This is a genomic window from Roseateles flavus (assembly GCF_039872765.1).
Lineage (GTDB): Bacteria > Pseudomonadota > Gammaproteobacteria > Burkholderiales > Burkholderiaceae_C > Roseateles_B > Roseateles_B flavus.
Genome location: NZ_JBDPZC010000001.1, coordinates 207,490 through 232,294 on the forward strand (window position 1 = coordinate 207,490; position 24,805 = coordinate 232,294).

Sequence of the window (24,805 nt, forward strand, 5' to 3'; positions counted from 1 at the left end):
GCCAATGTTAACGAGCCTCGAACCGGCACTGGATACACCTGAGCGCTTGCCGTTTGTCAGGAAGCTTCGCAACTTCATGGCCGACCACGGATTGGACGACGTTCCCGCACTTGTCCTCCAGTGCGCACCCGATGAGCCTCACGCTCCTGACCTCAAAGCGCAAGCCCTACAGCAGGCCCTTCTACAGGGCGCCGGCCAAACGGGGCATGGCGACTGGTGGTCGGGATTCATGGGTGGCGCCTCGTTCACAGTCTTCGAAGGCATCGCGGCTACGAACGAGTGGGCCGAGCCGAAATGGACTACCGAGTTCCAGCACGATGGCCACGTACTCGCGGGAATTCGGCTAACGGTACTCACGCATATTGACGGAGTGCCCGACAACATCGAGAACGCGTTTCCGCACTTTGGGCTTTTGGTTGAGAACCTTTATAGCGCCGGTGGCATCAACGGCAAGATGCGGGTCACCGCCTCGCTCGTCAACGCCAAAGGCCTCCGCATGTTGAAGTTTCATAAGTACGGACAGCCATCAGCGCGGGAACTCCGCCGGGAAATGCTGGAATGGCCGTTACGTCACGCGAGCAATGTTGGGGATCTCGAAACGATTTGCAAGGACATGCAGGACCAGATGCGCCGAGTCTTTCCGTAGACAGCTCCGCGACCGCGTGACCCTCAACATTTACAGCCGAGTCTTGCTTCTATTGATGCCGGCCGAAGGACGGTAGTGCTGATAAAGCAGTCAGTAAGGGCGCGCCAGCGAGCGGCAGCACCCGCTGCAGTGCTGCCTGTCGTGCCAAGGTTGCGCTCAACCAAAGAGCCTTGACTGGCACTCATGGGCCTTAATGCCCGCCTATGCGCTCCCGACATTCATAGCCAGCGCCTTCACCGCCTGATAGGCGGCTCGAAGCGTAAGAGCGTCAGCCAAGGCGTGATGACGGCCCAGCCCTCGCTTTCGAAGATCGCGGAAGCACTCCTCGGCAGCGATTTCACCGGTTGGGCTACCAGAAAGGGCGCCGATGTTGACTGGGAGTACCGACTCACGCACCTGCTCCCACAGTCCTGCATTGCGGACGGAAAGTGCCAGCAGCTCAAAGTCCACAGGGTAGTCAAAGGCCACTTCGACTCGGGCGCTGGCCTCCTCGGACATCGAGAGCAGCCATTCGCCGGTTCGGCGGCCCATCTCCCATTCAGTTGAGGCGGCATTGGCGACCTTATCCCACTGATCCAGGACTCCTTCAAAGAGGACGAAATTGGAAGCGCCCCTCCGGCGAGCGATGCCAACGTCGCTCGACAGATTCAGTTCGACGTAGTGCTCGCGTCCGTCCAGGCTGACAAGCCCCATGCTGAGGAGTTCAGGGCGAAGAAGGTCCGTGAACTCTGTATCCAGGAAGACGATCATGTGCAGGAGTTCCAACGTTCGGAACGGCCATTGCCGGTGCATGGCCATTGGTGCCCAACACTGCCGGATTGCACACGCCAGACCGTCACCTGATGCCATGCGCCTTCCATGCTGCCCGCCTTGGTATGAAGCGATCCAGCATGCATAGATCGTCGAAGTTGCAACTCGACGTTTAGGTGCAACTTAATGGGCTCCTTGGGGGCGACTGCAACGATTGCCGCTACCGAGTTGGAGGCTCCTCTAAACCCGGGGCGATTCAAGTCGCCGCCGATAGGCAGAGCGATCGCCGCAATTGATAGCGGCCGCACGACAGCGCACATACAGTTGAGACCCACAAGCTCGCTCGCGCTAAACCCGCTCTATGCCTTTGTGCTCTGGCGCTCGATGTATTGCAGCAAGACGTTCCATCTCCTGGTCGGCAATGGCTCGCGTCCTGTCCCGCTCAGCTGCGTCGGCCTCGGATCGGATATGTGCAAGGCGACTTGCTTCTGCAGACGCCTTCAAGTGTTCATCTTGCTTCGCAATCCAACCAGAAATGCGCTTGTCGTAGATCGACAAAATGAGGCCAAGCAAAGCAGCGCTCGATAGTGTCGCCACAAGGAAGTGCCGCCAGCGCAAGGCCTGCTCGGCGCGGGCCCGGTAGTCGCGGGGCAGCTCAAGGCGTTCCAGCGCCCAGATGCCCTGGCGCGTTTGCTGTGCGGCGGCCACAGCCGCCTGGTACGTATCCCGTTCGAGATTGGGCTGGGACTCAAAGTAGGAATGCCAGGCCAGTCCACGCTTCACAAGTTCAAGGTTCACCAGATGCCCATTCGGTTCGATTACCTCAGCCTGAGCGAACCCATCATCACTTCGGCCGAGCAGTCGCGCTGTCACTGGTCGACCGAGCACCATGGCTGCAAGCGCTGATTGCGCTTCATCCCCAAAGGGTTGTCCAGGTTCCGGTGCGTCAATGAATGCCAGCCTCAATCTGTGCTCGAGACCGTGCGCGTCGACCAACTCGAGCACATCGCCACCGGACACGCTGACTACTTGGCCGCGAACAATCCCGTCTGCCCAGGTCGGTGAGACAAGGCTGAGCACGATCAGGCATGCCCACAGAAGTTGCTCGGTGAGGTGAGGCATGACTACTCCCCTGAGCGGTGGGCTGCATCAGCGCCATAGGGCGGACTGGCGCTCTGCTCGTTGGAAGCCTTACCAAGCTCTTGGCTCGATAGCGGGGCCATGACGCCTATACCGAGCAGATTGCAGAGGATGCGTTTGGCAAGTTCATGCTCGCCGTTGTGGGCCAATTCGATGGCCCTGCCGATCGACGCCTGAGCAACGTCCAGGTCGTTCTGCATGCGGGCGAACATTGCCAACTTTGAGTCTTTGGTGGCGCTCCCCTCGAAGTCCTGAATTAGATTCCCAGGCAGTTCTCCATCAAAGTCTGGGGGGGCCTCGAACCTTCCTTTGAGGAATCCAATAGACCTGCGCGTCCGCGCCTCATGAACTTTGGCCTCGAGTTTGGAAATGACCAGATCTGCCGGAATCCAAGCGCCGGCGGTCTCCGAGCGTTCGAGGGGCTCGCGGCCGTGGCGCCCTTGCAGTGAGGCATCGGCCACCGCCGGGAACTCCCCGCCATGCCTGTCCCTATCGAACTGGGACAGCCGACCCTCAAGTTGTCGCTGACTGTCGTCTGCGTCGCCGATCCTCAGCCACGGACCCAATGAGGCCTTCAAGCAGTGCTGGCATAGGTCGAGTTGGACGTCGCAGCCGTCTCCAAAAATCGAGGCATAGCCGGCTTTCAGGTCGATGCTGATGAACTCCTGGAACTCGGCTTCGCCCACCTCTGCAAGACGGTCGCAGCGGTCACATCGGATCTGCTTGACGAAGGTTTGGGGACGCACATCCTTGATCTGCATAAGGGCTCCGCTGACATCGGGGCGCAGCAATGAGCAGACGGCTCGGCGTGACGCCGGTCGCTTTTAGAACAGTCCGTAGCGCTCCATCTTTTGCCGAGCAGAACCATAATACTCATATAAATCAATAACTTAAATCACATCGACGCGTACGCGGCCGGTATGAATTCGATACTGGATTTGACCGTCGGGCGACCTGTCGCCCCACCGTTTCTCCAGTCACAACGCCCTCATGAATACCCATGCCTGACCAGTTGGTGCTACCGCCGCCCAAAGGATCCCGATCCCAACGTCAGCGGAAGAAGCTGTGCATCGGCGAGTGCCACATACTGGGCTTCGACCTCTCACGGGCCTGGCGTGCAGCACCGTCGATCGAGGTGCAGGAACGATTCAATTGGCCAGTTGCACGTGGACTTGATCGAGGCTCAAGCTCTGAGCCCTGCCGACGGAATCAACCTCGGCTTCGCGGCCGCACGCAGCGGGAGCGCCACGATTGCCGATCACTCCGCTTTTGTAAGTTGGCTCGGGCAATGGCCGGCGCTCGCCGAGAGCAAGTTGAGACTCCTCCGGAATGCTTGGTACGACGTAGTGCCTCGATCGCCCGCTCCTCAACCACGAACTTCAGGAGACTTCCATGATTGATCAGACCGACGACTGGCACATCGGGCGCAAAGGTCGTAGATGGACCGGGCCAGAAGGCTTGGCCAAGCTCGAGCGACTACCCGGGCGTCTTGAGCTCGTGCATGGCAAGCTCTGCTTCAGCGATGAAGAGCGGTGGACGCTGTTGGCCGGGCTGTTGGAGAACGTGGGGCTCGACGAGGTGGTGCAGCTCGGCAATGTTGAGGACTGGCAGCAAGCTATTGCGGCACGAGCGACGACCAAGGGCAAATCACCTGCGCCCTCTGCCATTCGCACGCCAGCCAGCCACTGGAACTGTCGCGTGATCGAGTTCCCGTCTGACGAGGAAACTTGGTATGCGATTCACGAGGTCTACTATGAACAAGGAATTCCCGTCGCCTACAGTGACTCACCCGCCGCTCCCGGATGGACGAAGGACGATGGGCTGGACGCAGGCCTTGATCGGCTGGAGAAGTTCAGGGAGGCGTTGTGGAAGCCCGTCTTGAAGGTGTCAGCCTTCGAACATATCGATGCCAAGGCGGCGCTGCTGGACAAGTTGGGCCGGATGATTGAAGAGAGCGGCGGCAATATGGACCGCGTCGAGCTCTCGGCTTGGCTGGAGGCCTGGCTTGCTGAGCCCCTGCCGGAGCTGAATGGCGCTGCGCCGTCCAAGATGCTGAGGAGCGAGAAGGGGCGCCGCCAACTGGAGTCCCTACTTGAGCGAATTCGCGGAGAGTTGCCTGGTTGAGCTGCAGGTCCGGGCGTCGAGGTAAGCTTTGCTTCACTGCGGAGCTGAAGCGGTCACCGACGGATCGCTGGTTGTCACCCTGGATATCCGCAAGCACGGCTGCCAGCTTGGCGACGCTATTCGTGCGCGCCATAGCTGACGCTGGCCAACGACAGGCCTTGGCCTAGAAGCGATCGGCCAAGGCAGGTAGTCCAAAGGCAATCGCTGCACGGCTGCGCCAAGCGCTGCAGCGATGTCGGTTTCAGGCTGAGAGCCGTCCGTCAACCCTTCTTTGCCCAATGGCCGCTTTCACCCAGGATCGGTCCCTTACCCCAACCGGTGGAACCGGTGATGTTAGAAGTCGGACGGAGCAGGACGCGGCGTTCCAGAAGGAGGGCGCCGCGCTTGCGGCGGTCACATCACTAACTGCGTCGCCGTGATCGCCGCAGCCTTTTCAGATCTCCGTCTGTTCCGAGATCTCGAGGGCGTCATCGACTTCGATCCCAAGGTATCGGACAGTCGACTCCAGCTTGGAGTGGCCAAGCAGCAGCTGCACTGCGCGGAGGTTTTTGGTACGTCGGTAGATCAGGGTCGCCTTCGTCCTGCGCATGGAGTGCGTGCCGTAGTCGGCTGGATCGAGTCCCAGTTCCTTCACCCAGTGCCCGACGATGCGAGCGTACTGACGCGTGCCCAGGTGCGGCGACTCGTGCAACCGGCCGGGAAAGAGGAAATCCTCGCTTCTCAGGCCGGCCTGCTTGATCCAGGTTTGCAGGGCATCACGCGTGCTCGCAGTGATCTCGAACTGCACGGGGCGCTGGGTCTTGTGCTGCATGACGATGGCGCGGGAGGCCATCTGGTCGCCATGGCACACATCCCTCACTCGAAGCGCCACCAGATCGCACCCGCGAAGCTTGCTGTCGATGCCCAGGTTGAACAGGGCGAGCTCGCGAACTCGTCCTTGCATCTGCAGGCGAACGCGAAGCGCCCAGATGTCTTTCAGCTTGAAGGGCGCCTTTTGTCCGACGATCTTGCCCTTATTCCACGGCTCGCGAGACGCGTTGCCATTCGACATGCTCATGATGGTCTCCCATCGAGTTGATGGGCATCAGAGCATGCGCCGATGGGCGAATGATTCAAGCTGCCATTTGGAGTGCGAATTGCTCTCTGACGCTACCGGGCTGCCAGCACCCGCCCCATGTTTCAGCGTGGCCGTCTGCATTTCTTGCGTTCAGGCCGCTCGATTGGATTCGGCGTCGCCCTCAGCTTGGTGCGGTCTTGCTCTACGCCATCACCGGCTTCGTGCTCGCCTTGTGCGGCCGTCGCCGTACGCGGCGTGGTTCGAGCTTCCTCAGCTCTCTGCGATTTCGCTCCGGCTTCTGCCCGCTGCCTTGGCGCGGTACAGCGCCGCATCGGCTCGCCCCAGCAACTCCTCGATCCGATCCTGAACCGGCGCCGCTCGCAGTGCAGCGGCGCGCTCCTCACTGAGCGGCTCCAAGGTCGCAATGCCGACCGACGCGGTCAACTGCCCCAGCGGACTGGCTTCATGCGGGTGGGCAAGTTCGGCCAGGGCCCGATGCAGGTGCTGAGCAACCGCCATCGCGCCTGGGCCGTCGGTGTCGGGCAGCAGGACCAAGAACTCCTCGCCACCCCAGCGCGCGCAGTCGTCATTGGCACGGCTGGCTGCCTGTCGAAGACAGTCGGCCATCTTGATCAACGCGTGATCGCCGCCTGCATGACCGTACAAGTCGTTGAAGGCCTTGAAGTGGTCGACGTCGACCATCAGCACGCTCAGTGGCGCGTTCTGGCGGTCGGCGCGCAGCAGTTCCCTCTCCAGCCATTCCTGCATCGCGCGGCGGTTGGACAGCCCGGTCAGCGGGTCGGTGCGTGACAGCCGTCGGACTTCGGCCAAAGCCCGGCTCAGTCGCAGCTGGGTGTTCACCCGGGCTCTCAGCACGCCGGGGCGGATCGGCTTGGACAAATAGTCGACGGCGCCCGCGGCGAAGGCGGCCTCCTCGGTGGCCTCGTCGCGGTGACTGGTCAGCAGCACCACCGGAATCTCTGCCAATTCGCTGGCCTTTTGCATCAGCGACAACATCTCCAGCCCCCCCATCTCCGGCATCTCCGCGTCCAGCAGCACCAGATCGACCGGCTCTTGACGCAGCAGACGCAAGGCGTCTGCTGCGCTGCGCGCGAAGCGGCAGCGACCGAAATCGCTCAGCAGGCGGCTGGCCGCCTGGATGATCGATGGGTCGTCGTCGACCAGGAGCAGCGTGGCTGGCGTGGGTCTGGATTCGTTCATGTCAGTTGACGACCGGGTTTGCTAGCGTTATCGACGCGCATCATGCTTGACGCGACGAGGCATCGGATGCCTGTCAATCACGGAGGAACGGATGCGCAGGCGCAAAGTCGAGATCAGCGATGCGGTGCTGAAGGCGACCAGGGTGATGCCCCGCGACAGGCCTCGCGTCGATCAGGTCCTGCGCATGGCCGTCCAGGCGGCTGCAGCGCCTGCTGTCGAAGAGCAGTCGCCGGGCCGCTGCCCGTGTAGCCCATCAGCATCTGCTGGTGGCTGGCCTCAAACGCCGGCGTGATGCCGGCCCACATGCCTTGGTGACAGCCAAAGCCATGTGCATAGAGCAGCACCGGGCCCTGCTGGCCGATGCGGCGGACATGGTTTCTTTCGATCGGGTTCATGCTCTCGACTCCAGAGGGAAACACATCGCAGTGCAGGTGGCGCCAACAGGTTCAAGTTAAGAGCTGACGAGCTTCCAACAGACGCAAAGCCTGTTCAAAGTCCAACTCGTCGACGTGGGCCTCGATCGCCGCAACATCCTGCTCACTCAGTCCCCGCTCCCGCAACCAGAACCGCAACTCCTTCAGAGCGCTGCCAGCATCCAGGTCCTGCTGTCGAAGCAAATCGAGAAGCACCCCATACCGCGCCGGTCCGTCGCTCAGGGGCGCTGCCTGGCCGCTGTCCACCTTGTCAATGGCTTGAGCCAGCCAAGCCGATGCCGCGCCACGCAGCGCCGACAGGGAATGCGACAGGCTGTCGAATAGTGATGTCAGTTCGGTCAGGGGATCGCCCTGACGCAAGCGCTCCTCCCCCTCGGCGGCGAGGTCCTGCACTGGCTTGGCACCCAGCAAACCGGCGGAGCCTCGCAGCTTGTGCAGGCTCGCGGCAGCCTGTTCGGCACTCATCGCCGCCAGGCGCCCCACCCAGGCCGAGTCATGCGTCTCCAGAAGCCTGCCCAGCAGGCGGTGGAACAGGGCGACATCCCCGCCCAAACGATGCGCGGTTTCCTGGGCCTGAATGCCCTCGATCAGCGGCCAATCGGGCGGCAGCGCGGCCTGGGTGTCGCTGCCGCGCACGGGCAGAGGCGCGCCTCGCCGCGCTTCGACTCGCCGCCTGACCGCGCGCACCAAGGCCTCGGGGTCCAGGGGCTTGGTCAGGAAATCGTCCATGCCGGCGTCCATCGCCCGACGGCGCTCCTCGACCAAGGCGCCGGCCGTCAGCGCGATCACCGGCAGCTCGCGCAACTGCAGACCCTCGCGGATCTGCCGCGTGGCTTCCAGGCCGTCCATGCCGGGCATCTGGATGTCCATCAGCACAGCGTCAAAGGTCTCGCCGCCGGCCAAGCGCGCCAGCGCAGCCTCGGCACCGCTGTCGCAACGAACCACCGCGCCCTGGCGCTCCAGCATCCGTCTTGCCACCTCCAGGTTGATATCGCTGTCGTCCACCACGAGCAGGCGCATATCGGGCAGCAGGCCACCACCCAGGCGCTGGATCGCGGCCTGGTCCAGCAGGTGATCGCTGCTGCCCTTGCGCTTGGCGATCGCCTCGTTGACGGCGTTGAACAGCGTGGACGGGTTGGCCGGCTTGGCCAGCACCGCATCGACCACATCCTCGATGTCCTCGGTCTGCAGCGCGCGGCGTTGGTCCTGGGTGATCAGCAAGGCCGCCGGCACCTGGCCGGCCGGCAGCGATGCGCGCAAACGGCGCATCGCGCTGATGCCGTCCAGGCTGTCACCGAGATGCCAGTCAACCAGCAACACATCAGGCAGGGCCTGACCGGCTTGCTGGCGCTGCTGGAGTAGCGCCAGCAAGCCGGCGGCCTCGGCGAAGCTGCGCGCCTGCCAGCCAAAGCCGACGCACAGCGCGCTGAGGCGATCGCGTTGCAGCTCTTCGTCCTCAACGATGACCGCCTCCAGCCGTTGCGGCCTGTGCCGGCTGGTCTCGGCCGCCTCCAGCAGTGGCAACTCCACGGTGAACACGCTGCCCTGGCCCGGTTGGCTTTCCAGGGCCACCGTGCCGTCCATCAGGCCCACCAGGTGCTTCACGATGGACAGGCCCAGGCCGGTGCCGCCGAAGCGCCGGGTCGTCGACGCCTCGGCCTGCACAAAGGGCTGGAACAGCTGCGCCTGCGCCTCCGGGGCGATGCCGATGCCGCTGTCTCGCACCTGGAAGCGCAGGCCTGGCCGCTGCGCATCGAGCTCGACGCGGTCGACGCGCAGGCTGACCCGGCCCTGGGCGGTGAATTTGATGGCGTTGCTGAGCAGATTGCCGAGCACCTGCTGCAAGCGCTGCGCGTCGCCGATCAGGGTGTCGGGCAGGTCCGGTGCGCTGTGCAGCTCCCACCCCAGGCCCTTGGCCCGCGCCGGGTCGGCAAACACCGCATCCAGTTCTCGCAGCAGCTCGCTCAGCTGGAAAGGTGCCTGCTCGACGGCCAGCTCGCCGGCCTCGATCTTGCTCAGGTCCAGCACATCGTTGATGACGCCCAGCAGCGAGCGCCCGGCCACCTGCAGCTTGCGCAGCAGCTGGCGCTGGTCCTCGTTGAGCGGGGTGTCGGCCAGCAGGTGGGCGATGCCGATCACCGCGTTCATCGGCGTGCGGATCTCGTGGCTCATATTGGCCAGGAACATGCCCTTGGCGGCGCTGGCCTGCTCGGCGGCGGCCTTGGCATGGCGCAACGCCTGCTCGGCGGCCAGCCGGGCCGAGATGTCCTGCGCAATGCCCAGATAGCCGACGATCTCGCCGCGCTCGCTGCGCACCACGCTCGCCGTCAGCGACACCGGCACCCGGCTGCCGTCCTGGCGCACATAGGTCCACTCGCGCTGCTCGCTGCCATCACGCTCGGGCACATGCAGGAAGACTCGGAAGCCCTGTACCTCTACGCCTTCGGCCGCGCTGAGCTCGACGCCGCGCTGCATGACCTCTTCGGGCAAGTGAATGAGGGCCGGCGTCTGCCGCCCGACCATCTCCTCGGCGCGGTACCCCAGCAGGCGCTCGGCACCGGCGTTGAAGACGGTGATCAGGCCATCGGGCTCGGTGGCGATGATGGAGAAGTCGGTCGCTGCCTGCAGCACGCCGCGCAGCAGGTTGGCAAAGCGCTCGCGCTCCTGCTGCGCGGCGCGCATCTCGGAAATGTCCAGCAAGGTGCCGCTGACCCACTCGGCCCGGCCATCGGGGGTGCGGCTCATCACCCGGCCGGTCGACAGGGTCCAGACCCAGTGCTGGTCCTGGTGGCGCAGCCGGCTTTCGCAAACGTATTGCGCGCTCTCACCCTTCAGGTGCGCACCCAGCAGCTGCCGGGTACGTGCCAGGTCCTCGGGGTGGATCAGCGCGATCCAGCCGTCGCGGGTCATCGGCAGCAGGGCCTCGGGGCGGTAGCCCAGTATCTCTGCCCAGCGGGCGTTGAAGCGGGTCTCCCCGGTCTGCGCGTTCCACTCCCAGGTGGCGGCCCCGGTGCCCTCCAGGATGTTGCTCAGTCGGCTCCGTTCGCTCTGCAAATCCCGGGTCTGCTCGGCGACGCGGCGCTCGAGGTCGGCGTTGAGCGTCGTGAGTCGCCTCTGATGGCGCTGTTGAAGGCGCCAGTACAGGTAGATCAGCGCATAGAACAGGCCCGCCAGCAACGCCGGTGGCAGCATCCGCGAGCGCCATTGCGTCATCGCCGCGTCGTCCATGGCCGACTTGGGCACCACCGCGCGGTAGATGACTCTGGCGCTTCGGTCCCCAGGGTTGGGGTCGATGACGCTTTCCACGCTCAGCACCTCGGCCTGGGCGCCCTGCCAGGCGCGCAAGCGGTCGAGCGGGGTGGCGACCGCCAACGAGCCGGGGCGGTAGCGGTCCCGCCAGCTGTCGGCGGCGTTCCCCTCCAACGGGCCCTGGCGGGTCAGCCAGCGCTCGTCGCTGCTCAGCACATGCAAGCTGCCGCCCCAGGGCAGGCGCAGGCTCTCGGCGCTGAAGCGCGCGGAGACATCGACGTCCATTTCCAGCACGCCGAACAGCCTGCCGTCGACCAGCACCGGTTGGGTGTAGCGAATGAGCTGCCGCAGCGGCTCGCCTTGCGCGCCCGGGCGCGGGGCGGCCGTGATTGGATGCGTCCAGGCCTCGCCGCGCAGCAGACGGGCGCGCAGATCGTTCAGCGTGCCGAGCGACGCCGGGTCCATCGATTGGTCCACCAACACAGCACCCGCCCGAGCGGGGCCGACGGCTTCCCGACGCCACGTGACCAGTTGCAGGGCAGTGCCTTCCAGGCGGATCAAGCGGATCTCCTGGGCATCCGGGTTGGCCTGCGCATAGGCCGCGAAGATCTGCCCCATGCGCTGGCGCCACAGCGCGGCAGCGCTGCCATCCAGCGGGTCGCGACCGCTGGCGTCGCTGCGCACCAGCCCATCGACCGGCGGCGTTCCACGCAGGTAGACCAACGCGGCCTTGCGGCCTTTCATGGCGGTCTCGCCGGTGCTGGCGCGCTGGTCGACCAGCAGCTGCAGCTCGCGCTCGACGCGGGCGGCAAGCGACTGCCTGACCTGCCAGCCCACGAAGGCCGCATAGGCACCGCCCAGGGCCAGCAGGACCAGCAAGGACCAGCGCGCCAGCGGGCTGCGAACGAAGTCCGACAGCCGGGTGCCGCCTTGCTGAGCCAGAGCCTCCGCATCCGGCCGGGCCGTCGCCAGGCGGGTGACCAGGGCGATCAGCCCGCTGATCAAGGCGCCGAGCACCAGCACCAGCCAGACCGGTGCGAGGCGCGACTGGGCGCGCAGGGCGGGGCTGGACTGCAGCTCCAGGCGCCAGGTCCGCCCGAACACCGACAGGCTCTTTTCAACGCGAGCCGTGTCCGCGTCCCCCATGTCGCTCGTGTCCGGGTGGGTCGCAAAAAAGGCCTTCGCTTGATCGTGTTCCGCCAGGCCGATGCTCACCAGCGGGAACGCCTCCAGCAAGGGCTTGAGCACCTCGTCGGCCAGCAGCGGCGCGTAGGACCAGCCCAGGGTCCGGGCCAGTCTTGCATCAGGGTTGGGTGGCAGCACGCCCGGCGCGTAGACCGGCAGCAGCATCAGAAAGCCCTGCCGGGGCTTCTGGTTGGCCTGCACCAGGGTGATCGGCGCCGTCAGCTGCGGCGCGGCTGACTGGGCCGCGGCCACCGCTGCCTCGCGCCGATGGCGTTCCGAGGCGATGTCCAGGCCGGTCGCGCCCTGGTTGCTGGCCTGGGGATAGATGTACTCGATGACGAACCGCTCGCCAGGGTGCGAAGTCAGTTCGCGCAGCCGGAAATCCGGCATGCCGTCCGCGCGCGCGCGGCGCAGCTCGGCCTCATCCTGGCCAAGGGACCAGCGCCGGATGAAGCCCAAACCCCGCGCCCCCGGGAACTCTCGCGACAGTTCGCGGCTTTGCGAGTAGGCGGCAAAGGTCGGGCGCCGGATGTCTGCGCCGCCGCCGGCGAGGATGGCGCCGCGGGCGCCGCGCAGACCGTACTCGTAGAGGCCGAAGCGCGCCTCCACCTGCTGCGCCACCTGCTGTGCCTGGCGCTCCATCTCCTGCGCGAGTCGGCGCTCGTTCTCCAGACTCAAGCCGCCGCCGACGAGACCCGTCGCGATCAGACCCAGCAGTCCGACCCATGTCCATGCCCTGCTGAGTTGAGCTTGCATCGTGTTGGGATTCCTGGCGTGGCGCAGCGTGCGACGGTCGCGCGAGCCGATCCTTTGCTATGGTTGGTGCCCAAATAATACAGAGACGGCGCCAGCCGAAGCGCCGGGATGGTCACAAGGAGGTTGATCGATGGCCGACAAGCCCAGACTGTTGCTGGTGGATGACGACACGGTCACGCTGCAGGTCCTGAGCAAGACCCTGGCGCCCTACGCCCGCATACGCTTTGCGCGCAGCGGCGCCGAAGCACTCCAGGCGGTGGAGTCGGAACTGCCCGATCTGCTCATTCTCGACGTCAACATGCCGGGCCTCGGGGGCATGGAGGTGCTCGCGCAGCTCCGGGCCCGCCCCGCCAGCGCGCAGCTGCCGGTGATCCTGGTGACCAGCGCCAGCGATGAAGCGCTGGAGGCCACGGCGCTGCAGATCGGCGCCCAGGACTTCGTCCGCAAACCGTTCCAGCCGGAGCTGCTGGTCGATCGCATGCGCGCCTTGCTGCGGCTGTCGGCGCTGCGCGCCCACCAGCCGGCCACCCTGAACCTGCGCAGCGCGCGCATCCTGCTGGTGGACGACGACCCGCTGGCGATCGAGGCACTCCGCTCGACGCTGGCGCCGCTGGGCGCCACCTTGCTGGCGGCGGCCGATGGCGAGGAAGCGCTCGCCCAGATGCACAACGAGGTTCCCGACCTGGTGCTGCTGGATGCCCAGATGCCGCGGCTGGATGGTTACGCCGTGTGCCAAGCGATGCAGACCGACCCCGTGCTGAGCCAGGTGCCGGTGGCCTTCGTCAGCGTTCACGCCGAGGCCAAGTACGAGACCCTGGGTTTTGCGGTCGGCGCCTCCGACTTCCTGGCCAAGCCCTTCAAGCCCGACGTGCTGCTGGCCCGGGTGCGCAAGCTTTTGCAGCTGCGCAGCGAGCGCGAGGAGACGGCCAACGCCATCGCCGCGCACTGGCAGGAGCTGGGCGATCGCCGCGTGGCCGAGCTGGTGTCGGTGGCCTCGGATGCCATCGTTTCCGTGGACTCGGCCGGCGTGGTGCGGCTGATGAACAAGGCCGCCGCAGCCTTGTTCGGCGTCTCGGTGGAGCGCGCGCTCGGCCAGGCCGCGGAGGTGGTGCTGCCCGGCTGGATGGCCTTGGACTTTGCCAACGAGGCCATGGCCCAAGCCAACGAGCGGCGGCGCAGCGGCCGCCCGGCGCGGGTGCTGCGCGTGTTCCGCGGCGATGGCGCGGTCCGATCGGTGGAGCCGGTGGTCTTTCAGCAGGGGGGCGGTGCGCACCGCATCACCACCGTCGTGCTGCGTGATGCGACCGATCGAATCGCCGCCGAGCAGCGTCGCGAGGCGCTGCGGGATGCGGTCGTCGCCTCCGGCGTGCAACTGGCCTTGCTCCAGGCCTTGAGTGACGGCGCCCATTCGGCCGAGGACCTGGTCGCCGCCGTTCAGGGGCGTGCGGTGCTACCGATTGCGCCCCCGGACCTGAAAGGCTTTGACCTGGCGCGGGCGCTGACGGAGCTCGACGCTTGGTGTCGAACCCAAAGCAAGGCCATCGACCTGGGCTTGGCCCTGCCCAGCCGGACCCTGGCGGTGGTGGGCAATGCGGAGCACTTCCGCGCAGGAATGCAAAGACTCCTGCTCGCCCTGGCGGCGTCCAGCGCAAGCGGCCTGACGCTGGAGATCAGCGTCAAAGCAGAAGAAGCCATCAGTCTGTCACTGACCTTCGGCGGGCTCAGGCTTGAGTCAAGCCACCTCGAATCCCCGCTGGTTCGCCTGGCCTTGATGCAGATGGGAGCAGGTGGGGCCATCGCCAGTTTCGACGATGAGCGGGTAGGCACCGAGAGTCAAACCCTGAGCTTCAACCTGCTGAAGCCCTCGCTCACCACCGAAGCCCACATCTGATCGGCTTCGCTTCGAGTGACCCCGAAGCGGTCTAGTTCGGTCATTCGTTGGGTGTCATTGAATGTCTGATCTCGCTGCAATGCTGTCCGCCGGTCCAGGGTGGTGCTCAACCAAAGAGCCTTGAATGGCACTCATGGGCCTTAACGCCCGCCTATGCGCCCCCGACATTCATAGCCAGCGCCTTCACCGCCTGATAGGCGGCTCGAAGCGTAAGAGCGTCAGCCAAGGCGTGATGACGGCCCAGCCCTCGCTTTCGAAGATCGCGGAAGCACTCCTCGGCAGCGATTTCACCGGTTGGGCTACCAGAAAGGGCGCCGATGTTGACTGGGAGTACCGACTCACGCACCTGCTCCCACAGTCCTGCATTGCGGACGGAAAGTGCCAGCAGCTCAAAGTCCACAGGGTAGTCAAAGGCCACTTCGACTCGGGCGCTGGCCTCCTCGGACATCGAGAGCAGCCATTCGCCGGTTCGGCGGCCCATCTCCCATTCAGTTGAGGCGGCATTGGCGACCTTATCCCACTGATCCAGGACTCCTTCAAAGAGGACGAAATTGGAAGCGCCCCTCCGGCGAGCGATGCCAACGTCGCTCGACAGATTCAGTTCGACGTAGTGCTCGCGTCCGTCCAGGCTGACAAGCCCCATGCTGAGGAGTTCAGGGCGAAGAAGGTCCGTGAACTCTGTATCCAGGAAGACGATCATGTGCAGGAGTTCCAACGTTCGGAACGGCCATTGCCGGTGCATGGCCATTGGTGCCCAACACTGCCGGATTGCACACGCCAGACCGTCACCTGATGCCATGCGCCTTCCATGCTGCCCGCCTTGGTATGAAGCGATCCAGCATGCATAGATCGTCGAAGTTGCAACTCGACGTTTAGGTGCAACTTAATGGGCTCCTTGGGGGCAACTGCAGCGGTTGCCGCTACCGAACTGGAGCCTCCTCGAAACCCAGCGCGACTCACCCGTGAGCAGATAACTGCACGACTCATGCGTGAAGGCAGGAGCTTTTCCGAAGCGCCAAGCGATCAGTGCATCGAGGGCGCCGCGGCATACCTTTCTTCACAAGGTCAGGACTTGAGCAGCTTCTGGATATCGATGTTGCCGAAGGGCATGGTGGGGGCTGCCAACTGGCGAAGAATGGTCAGGTGCTGGTCGATCTTGACCTTGCGCAGACGGTCCAGCGTGATCTTTCCGCCCAGCACCAGGGCGGGTTCGAAGCCGTACATCTCATCGGGGGCCAGGGGGCCAAGTGAAGTCAGTGCGCGCTCGAATAAGGGATCTCCGGCTACGTCATCCATGTCACATTCATCAAGGTTCATTCCTGAGAAGAACCACGGCAACCTTCGCTCCAGCTCCTCCGCAGGCAGCACCTCCAGATCCCTGGGGAAGATGGCGTGCAAGCTGCAAGCAATGATGACCTTGCATCCAAATTTTTCGCCACAGAGATACAAGTCTCCAAAAGCAGACCTGGCAATAACGTGAAAGCTGTCCGCCTGTTCTAGCGGTGACCCGTCTAACCACTCATCCACGATGTCCTCATAGTCGTCTGGATTGACGGTCCAGAAGCGTCCATGGGCATAGCCATTCCAGCCCTCGGTCTGCCAGTAGTGCAGCAGCTTGTTTGGCAGCTTGCCGCGCCATTGGTCCATGGCTTCTTTTGGGACTGTTTGGTGGGAGGTCGCTTCACCAAATTTTTGAATGAAGTACTCAAAGTCCTCGTCTCTCATCGCAAGCCTCGTCCTCTACAAACTTCCAGCTGAACATTCATCTTGTCGGATCCATGGCCATTTTTAATGGCGTCGTTGGCTGAGCTTTCCATGTGCCCCACACGACTGGTCGGATCGCCCGGTGCCTTCTGATTCCAGCTGCCACCGATGGAGGAGTTGACATCCGCGCGCCCCATGCCCTTCGGGTCCGGTGCAAGCCAGCCGCCGGCCACCATATCAGGCTCATGAAGGGCGGCAAGCTTCCCCATCAATTCTTTCGTTCGTGCAAGGGCCTCCGTTTCCGCCTTCACCGGGCTCATCCCCCCTCCCTGCAGGCTTTCCTTGATCGATTTGCCAACGGTTTCTGCAAACTTCTTTCTGAACCCCTCCTGCGCCCCCTCCGCCATCGGATTGCGCCCGTACTTGGCGAACGCCTCCCGCGCCGCCTTGAACTCCGCCGCCGTCATGCTGTTGATGGCATCCTGCTGGCGCTTGAGCTGCTCGGACATCTCCTTGAGGTAGTCCTTCTTCTGGTCAGGAGACAGGCGCCTGAACTTCTTCTTGTCATACGGATGGAAGCAGGGCACCCGCTTGGCGCGGATGTGCGCCGCAGAACCGCTGCCGTCCCCACCACCGCCCTTGCCGGCGTCCTTGCCCGCGTCCTTGGCTTCCTGCGCCGCTCGGGCCTCGGCCAGCTTCTTGCCCCGCGCCTCCTCCAGCAGCTTGATCTCATCCGCACTCTTGCCTGCGGCGCGGGCGGCCTTGACCTCCTTGTCCAGCATCTGCGCCGCTTCCAGCGGGGTCTTGGCCAGCTTGCTGATCTCCGCGATCCGACCCGCCACGCGGCCGAGGGCGCCCAGACCCTTGCCGCCCACCACTTCGGTGCCCAGCGATGTCACCACCATGGCCATCGCGCCAGCCGTGCCGCTGCGCGCGCTGGACTCTCGCCAGCTCTGCCCGATCGAGTCCACGATCGCCCCGGCCGCCTGCTGCTGGTTGGCCAGCAATTCGTTGGCCAGGGCGATGCTCTTGGGATCGCCGCTCATATAGGCCGCGTTGACGAAGTCGGGATTCGCGCCGAACAGCGCCCCCAGGCCGTCCGCCATGTCGCTGAACCCCTGCGCGATACGGCCCCGGGCCGCCGCCGTCGTCGCCTCGTCCGAGGTCCACGGCAGCGCCTCCCAGATCGTCTTCCCGCTCTCCTTGATCCCCTTGACCTTGTCCTTGAGCACCTTGCCCGACTCGTCTCCCATGCGCTCCAGCATCGGCCGGGGAATGGGCTTGACCACGGTCACCAGCTCGCCCTTGGCGCCGCCCATGCCGGCCGCATTGCAGTTGATCAGGCATTCGCTGCCCTGCCAGGCCATGGGCTGCTTGTTGAGCTTGATGGTGGGATGACCGGACAGGATCAGGACATGCCCCGAGCCCTGCGACGTCCCGGCGACGATGTGGCTGCCGGCATCCGCCTGGACGTTCTTGAACAAGTCGCCGACGCGGTAGATCTGCAGGCCATCGCCATACACGTCCGGCGAATGGGTCACCTTGTGATCCAGCTGCGAGAAGCTGCTGAACCCCACCACGTCCTTGCCGACGCGGCACAGGTCGGGCTGCTTGGTCACGGCGCGCCACTGCGCATCCGCATTGCCGGCGTGCTTGGCGGATCCGCTCATGGCGCGGCTCCAGCCGGCGGGGCGACGGGCAGCGCCGCGGCGCGCTTGCGTCGTATCTCCCGCATCAGGTCCAGGGGCATGCCACCAATCAACGCCCACTTCAGCGACTGATGCGGCATGCACAGCCGGTGCCAGGTCATGCTGATCTCCTGGCGATCCAGGTCGATGCTGACGGTGTCCAGCAGAAATTCCAGCAGCTGCACGGTGTCCGAGCCTTCGAACTCGGCCGAGGCATAGACCGCCATGCCGGGCAGCTGAGTGTTCAGGAAGCAGTCGCCGTCTCGGCGCGTGGCGCCTTGGACCACGCAATTGGCCAGGGTGACGGTTTCATCCCCTTGCAGCCGCGTGCGGCACATCAGGTCGGGATGGGCGCTGTTGTAGTAATGGCTGTCAAAGTCAGCAGGCCACTCGGGGTAGCGGTACTGGCGCCAGATCTCGTCCAGCGTGCCTTGCCGCTCCTTGCGCGGGCTCCACCAGCGGGCGATGGGCCCCAAGCCCTGTGTGGCCTGGCGATCGAAGGGGCTGCTGACGGGCGCCCGTGGATCCTCGAGCTGCGGAGCCGCCTGCTGCCTGATGGCCTTGATCTTCTGCTCGATCTCCTGTCGTGCCGCCTTGGGCAGAGGCTTGAGGTCCGTCACGTCGGGCAACCAGCCCTGCCCCGCCGGGTTGCCTGCGAAGGCGCAATATTCCGGATGCCCGTGCTCGTCCAGTTGGGAGGCAAGTTGGATCCCGCCAAAAGCCTGGCGGTAGTCCAGCCTGATCTGCTCGACAGGCGTCGGGCGCGTCAGGCTCCAGCCCGTCAGCCCCTTCTCAAACTGACGCGGCCCGCAGACCCTCAGTGTCTTGCTTGTGTCTCCCACGCGGACCAGCGACAGCCAGTCCCGCTGGGCGCGGCCACTGGGCGCCATGAGATGCCCGCAGACGTGGATGTCGGTGGTGGGCTTGCCGATCTCCACATCGCCATCGCTGCCCACGACGCAGCGCTGGATCTGATCTTGCGGCCCCTCATAAGTCTCTCCCCAGCGAATGGGCTGCTGCACCTCGGCCAGCTTCAGCGGCGCGCCATCGTCCGTCCATCGGAAGGTCGCCCTCACGGCCATGACATCCATTTCCTGGCGCGCATAGCCCTCCTTGCGGTAGTGGGCCAGGGCAAAGGGGGTGACGGTTTCCAGCTGGGCCATTGATCAGCCCTGCCCATCGGCGCCAGCCTCTTCCGCGTCATCGCCCGAGGGCGCCGAAAGTGCGCTGCCGCCATTCATGAGAATGTCTGACGGTCCATCGACGTGCACATAGCTGCCGGACTTGATGTGCACCTCGGGCCCGTCCAGGTAGATCGCCTGCGGGGTCAGCACGATCTTGGAATCACCGCAGACCAGCTCGATCCTGTCCCCGGCCTCCAGGCGGTAGGTCTTGCCCACCTTGCTGCTCTTGTTGAGCCCCACCTGCTCCATCTGCTGCAGCGCCACGGTGGTGTTCATCAAGCCACCCACGGTCGTCTGGTAGGCCCCGCCCACCGTCAGCGCCTTGGCCAGCCCGATCGTCTCCGCCTTGGCCAGCGTGATCGTCTCGGTCTTCATGCCGCCAATCGTCACGCTCCGATTCGACCCAATGCTCACCGTCTGGTTCTGCCCGATCGTGATGGTCTCGTTCTGCCCCACGTCCTCGGTGCGGTTGTCCCCGATGCTGATCGTCTCGTTGTGGTCCACCCGCTCCTTGCGGTCGTTGTGCACCGTGATCGTCTCGTCGTGGTCCACGGTTTCGGTGCGGTCGTGCTTCACGTGCACCGTCTCGTCGTGGTCAATCGTCTTGCTGCGGTCGTGGCCCACCCAGTGGCTCTCGTCGTGCTCGACCTCGATGCGCTGGTCCTTCTCGGCGTGCAGCCAGACTTCCTCCTGGCCCTTCTTGTCCTCGAAGCGGATCGCGTTGGCGTTCTCGTAGCCGCCGCCCTTGCTGGAGCGGCTCAGGATGCCCGTCTGCGTCTTGTTGGCCGGCAGTTCCCAGGGCGGCATGTTGTCCTGGTTGTAGACGCGGCCCGTGATCAGCGGGCGGTCCGGGTTGCCGTCCAGGAACTGCACCAGCACCTCCTGCCCGATGCGCGGGATCGCCACGAAGCCGAAGTTGCTGCCCGCCCAGGTCGAGGCCACGCGCACCCAGGCGCTGCTCTTGTCATCGAACGTGCCCTCGCGGTCCCAGTGGAACTGCACGCGCACGCGGCCGTATTCGTCGGTGTGGATCTCCTCGCCCGCGGGGCCCACCACGATCGCCGTCTGCAGGCCGTAGATCTTGGGCTCGATGGAGTTGTGGCTGCGCCCGGGGCGCCAGGGCACCTTCTTGCGCAGGCAGCTCAGCTGGGCCTGGTAGTGCGAGACCTGACCCTGCTGGGTCTCGAAGTTGTTGCTCGCGCTGTGGCGCACCTCCAGCACGAGGAAGCTGGTGTCGTCGCCGTCGTCCACCAGGCCGAAGCTCTCGCTCATCACGTGGCCGGTGAGCTGGAAGTAGCGGCCTGGCTGCATGCCGCGGAAATCACTCACCGCCACGAAGTGCTTGGCCGCGGCTTCGATCTCCTCCATGCGGCGGCGCACGTAGTCGCGGCCCGCGCCGGCGTCGGCGTAGCCGTAGGCGCCGGCGTACTCGTAGACCTCCAACGGGGGGATGTCACCCTGCTGGTTCAGCGTGGGCGTGTCCGCCATCTGCGGACGCGGGCGCTTGAAGTCGAAGCTGGACGCACTGAAGCTGGTGCTGGCCACATTGCGCACGGGGGTCAGGCCTTGCACGCCGGGCTCGCGCACGCCAGCGTCACCCTTCCAGGGCACGGCGGCGCCGCCGTCCAGGGGCTCGCAGGCGGTGGAGTCACCGCTGATCACCAGGGTGTGGCCGCTCTTGCTGTGCTCGTACCAGTAGTGCCAGCCCAGGGCCTCCCAGCGGCGGTGCAGGTAGTTGTAGTTGCTCTCGTCGAACTGGCAGGCGTCCGTCATCACCGGGTCGCTGCCCAGCTGCTGGCTGCGCCAGTCCGCGTGCGGGCACTCGCCCAGCAGCTGCGCGGTCTGCTGCTCCACCGTCTTGAAGTGGAAGAGGCGGTTGTTGCGCGTCAGGCGCAGGAAGGCGAGCCAGGGCAGCAGCACCATGTCGTAGTACGCGAAGCCGCCCTCGTTCTTGACGAAGCGGAACTCGAAGACATGGCCGTTGAAGAAGCGCGAGCTGCCGTCGTCGCGCAGCAGCTCGATGCTCACCATCTTGCCCAGCACGTCCTTCAGCGCGATGTCCGGCTGGTCCGACAGCACCTCCACCACGAAGTGGAAGTCGCGCGAGAGGCCTTCGGTCGCGTCCAGCCGGTTGGCCACCATCAGCGCGGAGGGGCCGTCCTCCCGCGGGAAGTGCAGCTGCAGCAGCCGCGCGTTCTGGCGTTGGCCCCGGATGAATTGCAGCAGCGCGCCGCTGGCTTCGCTCAGCGCTTGTGATGACATTGTTGATTCCTCCCTGGTCCGCACCCTGCTGGCCGGGGCGGATGGGCAGCGCGCTCGGGGAGGCGCTGCGTTTCATGGGCTTCCGTAGGGCTGGCCTGGGGCGATGCCAGGACAATCTCCTCGGAAACCCGCGGATTGTTTCAAGCGGTGCGGCAAGCGTCCGCAAGAAGATGAATCCCGCAGAAACCAAATGTGCGAATTGGCTGGGAACGTAACGACAGCGAGCCGGCCCCCCCGGTCTGCGGGGGGCATGTGCTGGGGCGCGGTCGTTCAGCGGGCAATGTCGGTTTCAGGCTGATAGCTGAAGTTCGCCAGCGTCCACTTTGCGGCACTTCAGCTCTCGAGCGGCTTCAAGCAGTGGCCAGCTCTCGAGGTGCAGGCCCGTGCCGCGAGCCCATGCCGAAGCTGAGGAGTCACTCGGATGGCTGCCTCGGCTGGAGGCTGCAGATAGTTGGGCTGCGGCCAGAACTTTGGCCTCGGCGCTATCCGACCACATGTCGTCCGTGACCCAGCAAGGGGCGGGCTCGGCCGGGAGCCGGCTAGAAGTGGTACTTTTCGCTGCGCCGGCGGAAGGCCTGTTCGGAGCCTTCCATGATGTCGAGAACTGCTTCGACAACTTCCTTCCGGTCGAGACCGCCCTGTGCCTGTATACGCCCTCGTCCGGTCTCACCCTTCAAAGCGAGCACAAGTTCAGCATCGCCGTTCACGGGTAGATTGGCGTTGTGCGTTGCAACGATGAGCTGCCGCCTAGACTTGACCTTCCGGAAGTCATCGACGAGGTTCTTGTAGATGAAACTCGAGTCGAGTTCATCTTCGGGTTGGTCAATGATGATGGGGCCGTCACCACGTGCCAACAGCAAATTCAGCAACAGCGTGTTGCGCTGCCCCTCGGACAGGGCACCATTCATCGAGCCGACGACGACGCCTTCGCGGGTAACGAGTTCGACATCAATGCCGTCTCCCACGCGGGTTGTCCGGACATCCTCCCAAACCCGACTTACGTCCTTGCTGTTGAGGTGTGCCGCAAGCAGCGGCAACAAGTCCTCGCGGGTTTGAGTCGCAAGCTGAAGGGCGAGGTCGGTGTCATAGGACGCGAGTTCGACCGTTTCCCAAGGGGCCTCTTCACTTGCGCGGGCACGCCAGACATGATGTACCGCGGTGCCCAATTCGTCCCAACGCTTCGAGAGCTTCTCCCGGCCATCCTGGGGCATAACCCGACGCCATTGCGCCATGAACGACTCGAAGTCACCCATGTACGTCGTTTGAATCCTCGCCATCTGCGACATCGACTGCTGAATGCTCTCGGCCATGCGCTGGCGAATGGCAAACCGTTGACGCCAAACTTGATGCAGCTGCTGCAGGAGGTCGGGAAGCCGTGCTGCAGACGCACGAGCAACTTCGTGCCGCTCAGCAACCTTCTGGCGGTCTGCGTCCTTCGCCTTCCGCTCATCCATAAGCTCGGTCAACTTGCTGATGTCCTCCGGTTTCAGTCCCTTTGCCTCGCAGGCTTGGATGAACGCTTGACTAATGCCATCCACCTCTTGCAAGAATCCTGAGGAGGCGTCGGCGCCGACCGCCTCGTCCATCTTCCCGCGGAACGTCCTCAACGCCGCATCAACCTCGTCGGCCAGTGCCGCCCGAGCCGCGTTTACCTTTGCGAGACTTCCATTGAGCCATTCAGTCATCGGCCAGTGGTCCGTGGGCTCCACGGAGTACTGGTTGCGCAGGAATACACCGGACGCAGCCAAAGACTCAGTCTCATCGGACACGGAGTCTTTGAGCCCATCAAAGAAGGTCTGGGCCTCAACCGCGCCCTGATGCCTACGCGAATCATCACGAACTGATTGGCGGGCTTCGAGTTGTCGGTCAAGCTCTTGCAGTTCCTGGGTGATTACCTGAAGACGCGTTGCCAACTCTGAGGCATCACGTCTAGCTTGGAAGGAGACATTAAGGCGAACCTTCAGCTCGGCCTCGTGCGACGCGTTCGCCTGCAGTTCGACCGCGGCTGCGGCATCGATGATTTGGAGTACGTGCGCCTGTCCGCCGGCGCCGGATGTCATGCGACTCAATTCGCCCTGGCTAAAAAAGCTGGCTCTCAGCTGGCGCAAGATTGTTCCGAGGTCAATGACCTCTCGCCCCTCTATGGTCCGATTCGGTTGCCCGGCCGGACCTGGCCGGTAGACCAGCACATCCCTTAGGCCGGGCGCGGTCTCAAACGCGACGCGCACCTCACCACCTCCCGCAAGGGAGTTCACCAACTGAGTCTTCTTCTTCTGGAGGGCCGGGTCCTCGTCCTTCGCAACTTCTGGTCCGTCCCCGAGGGCGAAGTGAAGGTACTCCAACAGAGTCGACTTACCGCTGCCTCGGCCGCCAATGACGCAGTTGAGGTTTGGCGAGAACGACACCGCGAGGTCGTCGAGGAACCTCGCGCCGCGCACTTCGACCGACAGAATTCGAGGGTGATTCTGTGCGTCCGCCGGATTTAGCCCCTTCAGTTGGATGCGGGATTCGGAGTCAAGAAAGCTCTGCCGAAGTGCTTCAATAGAGGGCTTCGACATCTTGACCCAGGTGTGGCGATAGCCCAAAGAATTTGGCCCTGGCTCTTGGGTCTGCGGGTCAACCTTCAGAGACTTGGCGTCAGACGACATGACCAACGCCAACGGACGGTCTGCCCTGCCCCAGTCCCGGTCCCGTCCTGCCAAAATTTCCCGGTAGCGCTCGGGGACAGGCTGCGCGGTCACTTCGACTGCCAGCAACTGCGGTAGCTGGTAATCGTGCCGATTCCGCGCGTTCTCCAGTAGGCCGTCGTTCTGGTCAGAATGGGCTGCAATCACCATCCCACCGTGCTCGCCCTGGACCACCTCCAGCAGCGTCTTGAGGCTTACGTTCTCGTTGTTGTTCCGAAGTTCCTGGGGGAGGCCTCTTACGAACCGCCTGTCTTCAACCAGACCGAGCCGGGTAAGAATCTGATTCACACGCCAGATATGGCGCTGAGTCCTGGCCGGGCCGAAAAGGCACAGCACGTGGTACCCAATGTCGACCTCAAAGCCAGGGAAGATTGCGAGTGGTTCCCGTCCGAGTTCGCGCGCCACGCGTCGGTTCTGTTCGACCAAGTGCGTTAAGAACCAGTCACGCGGGTCTGACTTGTGGGAAAAATTGTGGTCGGTGATGCCGACCATTTGCAGCCCGACTTCGTGACAGCGTTGCAGGAACGTGCGTGCGACTTCCTGGATGGACGTCTCATCCGGCCTGCGGGGAGTCGCGGAGCCGTCGGCCGCGGGGGGCTGGTCCGCAAGGGGGCGCCGGGGCTCCGACAGCCTGGTCTCAGCGTCAGCCCAATGGGCGGCGTCTTCAGGTGTTTGGACCTGGAAGTCACATTTGACCCAACGCATCCCCTCGTACGTAGCCATCACCACCCCTCCCGCGGTAGGTTTGCTGGACGGACTGATTGCGCCAGCTATTTAACCAATCCTATCTGAGCCTCTGCGGGGACCGGCTGTGGTCTTCTGCTGGT

16 protein-coding genes are annotated in these 24,805 nt (G+C 64.3%); 3 read left to right on the top strand and 13 right to left on the bottom strand.

Annotated elements, in window-relative coordinates; translation table 11 throughout:
* The first annotated feature begins 4 nt into the window (after positions 1-4).
* Positions 5-646, top strand: coding sequence for a hypothetical protein (locus tag ABDJ40_RS00970; protein WP_347604895.1), 642 nt, complete (start codon positions 5-7; stop codon positions 644-646).
* Between the two features lie 201 nt (positions 647-847).
* On the opposite strand, the gene ABDJ40_RS00975 is transcribed toward ABDJ40_RS00970, so the two are convergent.
* From ABDJ40_RS00975 to ABDJ40_RS00985, 3 genes are all read right to left on the bottom strand, one after another.
* A complete protein-coding gene (locus tag ABDJ40_RS00975; RefSeq protein ID WP_347604898.1) occupies positions 848-1,396 on the bottom strand; it encodes a hypothetical protein in 549 nt (182 codons plus the stop codon).
* 348 nt (positions 1,397-1,744) lie between these two features.
* Positions 1,745-2,518, bottom strand: coding sequence for a thermonuclease family protein (locus ABDJ40_RS00980; protein WP_347604900.1), 774 nt, complete (start codon positions 2,516-2,518; stop codon positions 1,745-1,747).
* A 2-nt stretch (positions 2,519-2,520) separates the two neighbouring features.
* On the bottom strand, positions 2,521-3,297 hold the full coding sequence (locus ABDJ40_RS00985) for a hypothetical protein (protein ID WP_347604903.1): 777 nt from the start codon (positions 3,295-3,297) through the stop codon (positions 2,521-2,523).
* A gap of 631 nt (positions 3,298-3,928) precedes the next feature.
* Between ABDJ40_RS00985 and ABDJ40_RS00990 the strand changes: the two genes are divergently transcribed.
* Positions 3,929-4,660, top strand: coding sequence for an MbcA/ParS/Xre antitoxin family protein (locus ABDJ40_RS00990; protein WP_347604906.1), 732 nt, complete (start codon positions 3,929-3,931; stop codon positions 4,658-4,660).
* A gap of 433 nt (positions 4,661-5,093) precedes the next feature.
* On the opposite strand, the gene ABDJ40_RS00995 is transcribed toward ABDJ40_RS00990, so the two are convergent.
* The 4 genes from ABDJ40_RS00995 to ABDJ40_RS01010 all read right to left on the bottom strand — a co-directional run bounded on the left by ABDJ40_RS00995 (position 5,094) and on the right by ABDJ40_RS01010 (position 12,562).
* A complete protein-coding gene (locus tag ABDJ40_RS00995; RefSeq protein WP_347604909.1) occupies positions 5,094-5,717 on the bottom strand; it encodes a tyrosine-type recombinase/integrase in 624 nt (207 codons plus the stop codon).
* 270 nt (positions 5,718-5,987) lie between these two features.
* Complete coding sequence (locus ABDJ40_RS01000) at positions 5,988-6,938, bottom strand: GGDEF domain-containing response regulator (protein WP_334279790.1); 951 nt, start codon at positions 6,936-6,938, stop codon at positions 5,988-5,990.
* A gap of 113 nt (positions 6,939-7,051) precedes the next feature.
* Positions 7,052-7,333 carry an alpha/beta fold hydrolase gene (locus ABDJ40_RS01005; RefSeq protein ID WP_234687292.1) on the bottom strand — a complete coding sequence of 94 codons (282 nt, stop codon included), beginning with the start codon at positions 7,331-7,333 and terminating at the stop codon, positions 7,052-7,054.
* Between the two features lie 51 nt (positions 7,334-7,384).
* Positions 7,385-12,562, bottom strand: a complete 5,178-nt coding sequence (locus ABDJ40_RS01010; RefSeq protein WP_347604913.1) for a CHASE domain-containing hybrid sensor histidine kinase/response regulator — start codon at positions 12,560-12,562, stop codon at positions 7,385-7,387.
* 130 nt (positions 12,563-12,692) lie between these two features.
* On the opposite strand from ABDJ40_RS01010, the gene ABDJ40_RS01015 reads away from it, so the two are divergent.
* Positions 12,693-14,453: a response regulator gene (locus ABDJ40_RS01015; protein ID WP_347604916.1), complete on the top strand. Its 1,761-nt coding sequence runs from the start codon at positions 12,693-12,695 to the stop codon at positions 14,451-14,453.
* Positions 14,454-14,604: 151 nt separating this feature from the next.
* On the opposite strand, the gene ABDJ40_RS01020 is transcribed toward ABDJ40_RS01015, so the two are convergent.
* From ABDJ40_RS01020 to ABDJ40_RS01045, 6 genes are all read right to left on the bottom strand, one after another.
* The gene (locus tag ABDJ40_RS01020) at positions 14,605-15,153 is read right to left on the bottom strand and encodes a hypothetical protein (protein ID WP_347604919.1); all 549 of its coding nucleotides are present in this window, start codon (positions 15,151-15,153) and stop codon (positions 14,605-14,607) included.
* Positions 15,154-15,518: 365 nt separating this feature from the next.
* The gene (locus tag ABDJ40_RS01025; protein WP_347604922.1) at positions 15,519-16,178 is read right to left on the bottom strand and encodes a GAD-like domain-containing protein; all 660 of its coding nucleotides are present in this window, start codon (positions 16,176-16,178) and stop codon (positions 15,519-15,521) included.
* Positions 16,175-17,827, bottom strand: coding sequence for a polymorphic toxin type 15 domain-containing protein (locus tag ABDJ40_RS01030; RefSeq protein WP_347604925.1), 1,653 nt, complete (start codon positions 17,825-17,827; stop codon positions 16,175-16,177). The genes ABDJ40_RS01025 and ABDJ40_RS01030 overlap by 4 nt, the downstream gene beginning before the upstream one ends.
* Positions 17,824-19,008, bottom strand: a complete 1,185-nt coding sequence (locus ABDJ40_RS01035) for a DUF2169 family type VI secretion system accessory protein (protein ID WP_347604928.1) — start codon at positions 19,006-19,008, stop codon at positions 17,824-17,826. The genes ABDJ40_RS01030 and ABDJ40_RS01035 overlap by 4 nt, the downstream gene beginning before the upstream one ends.
* Positions 19,009-19,011: 3 nt before the next feature.
* Positions 19,012-21,291, bottom strand: a complete 2,280-nt coding sequence (locus tag ABDJ40_RS01040; protein WP_347604931.1) for a type VI secretion system Vgr family protein — start codon at positions 21,289-21,291, stop codon at positions 19,012-19,014.
* Positions 21,292-21,830: 539 nt separating this feature from the next.
* Positions 21,831-24,701, bottom strand: coding sequence for a TrlF family AAA-like ATPase (locus ABDJ40_RS01045; protein ID WP_347604934.1), 2,871 nt, complete (start codon positions 24,699-24,701; stop codon positions 21,831-21,833).
* Positions 24,702-24,805: the final 104 nt, after the last annotated feature.

Bases quoted from the DNA above. Each gene is read 5' to 3' on its own strand.
- ABDJ40_RS00970 (WP_347604895.1), top strand. From the start codon at position 5: ATGTTAACGAGCCTCGAACCGGCACTGGATACACCTGAGCGCTTGCCG.
- ABDJ40_RS00975 (WP_347604898.1), bottom strand. From the start codon at position 1,396: ATGATCGTCTTCCTGGATACAGAGTTCACGGACCTTCTTCGCCCTGAA.
- ABDJ40_RS00980 (WP_347604900.1), bottom strand. From the start codon at position 2,518: ATGCCTCACCTCACCGAGCAACTTCTGTGGGCATGCCTGATCGTGCTC.
- ABDJ40_RS00985 (WP_347604903.1), bottom strand. From the start codon at position 3,297: ATGCAGATCAAGGATGTGCGTCCCCAAACCTTCGTCAAGCAGATCCGA.
- ABDJ40_RS00990 (WP_347604906.1), top strand. From the start codon at position 3,929: ATGATTGATCAGACCGACGACTGGCACATCGGGCGCAAAGGTCGTAGA.
- ABDJ40_RS00995 (WP_347604909.1), bottom strand. From the start codon at position 5,717: ATGAGCATGTCGAATGGCAACGCGTCTCGCGAGCCGTGGAATAAGGGC.
- ABDJ40_RS01000 (WP_334279790.1), bottom strand. From the start codon at position 6,938: ATGAACGAATCCAGACCCACGCCAGCCACGCTGCTCCTGGTCGACGAC.
- ABDJ40_RS01005 (WP_234687292.1), bottom strand. From the start codon at position 7,333: ATGAACCCGATCGAAAGAAACCATGTCCGCCGCATCGGCCAGCAGGGC.
- ABDJ40_RS01010 (WP_347604913.1), bottom strand. From the start codon at position 12,562: ATGCAAGCTCAACTCAGCAGGGCATGGACATGGGTCGGACTGCTGGGT.
- ABDJ40_RS01015 (WP_347604916.1), top strand. From the start codon at position 12,693: ATGGCCGACAAGCCCAGACTGTTGCTGGTGGATGACGACACGGTCACG.
- ABDJ40_RS01020 (WP_347604919.1), bottom strand. From the start codon at position 15,153: ATGATCGTCTTCCTGGATACAGAGTTCACGGACCTTCTTCGCCCTGAA.
- ABDJ40_RS01025 (WP_347604922.1), bottom strand. From the start codon at position 16,178: ATGAGAGACGAGGACTTTGAGTACTTCATTCAAAAATTTGGTGAAGCG.
- ABDJ40_RS01030 (WP_347604925.1), bottom strand. From the start codon at position 17,827: ATGAGCGGATCCGCCAAGCACGCCGGCAATGCGGATGCGCAGTGGCGC.
- ABDJ40_RS01035 (WP_347604928.1), bottom strand. From the start codon at position 19,008: ATGGCCCAGCTGGAAACCGTCACCCCCTTTGCCCTGGCCCACTACCGC.
- ABDJ40_RS01040 (WP_347604931.1), bottom strand. From the start codon at position 21,291: ATGTCATCACAAGCGCTGAGCGAAGCCAGCGGCGCGCTGCTGCAATTC.
- ABDJ40_RS01045 (WP_347604934.1), bottom strand. From the start codon at position 24,701: ATGGCTACGTACGAGGGGATGCGTTGGGTCAAATGTGACTTCCAGGTC.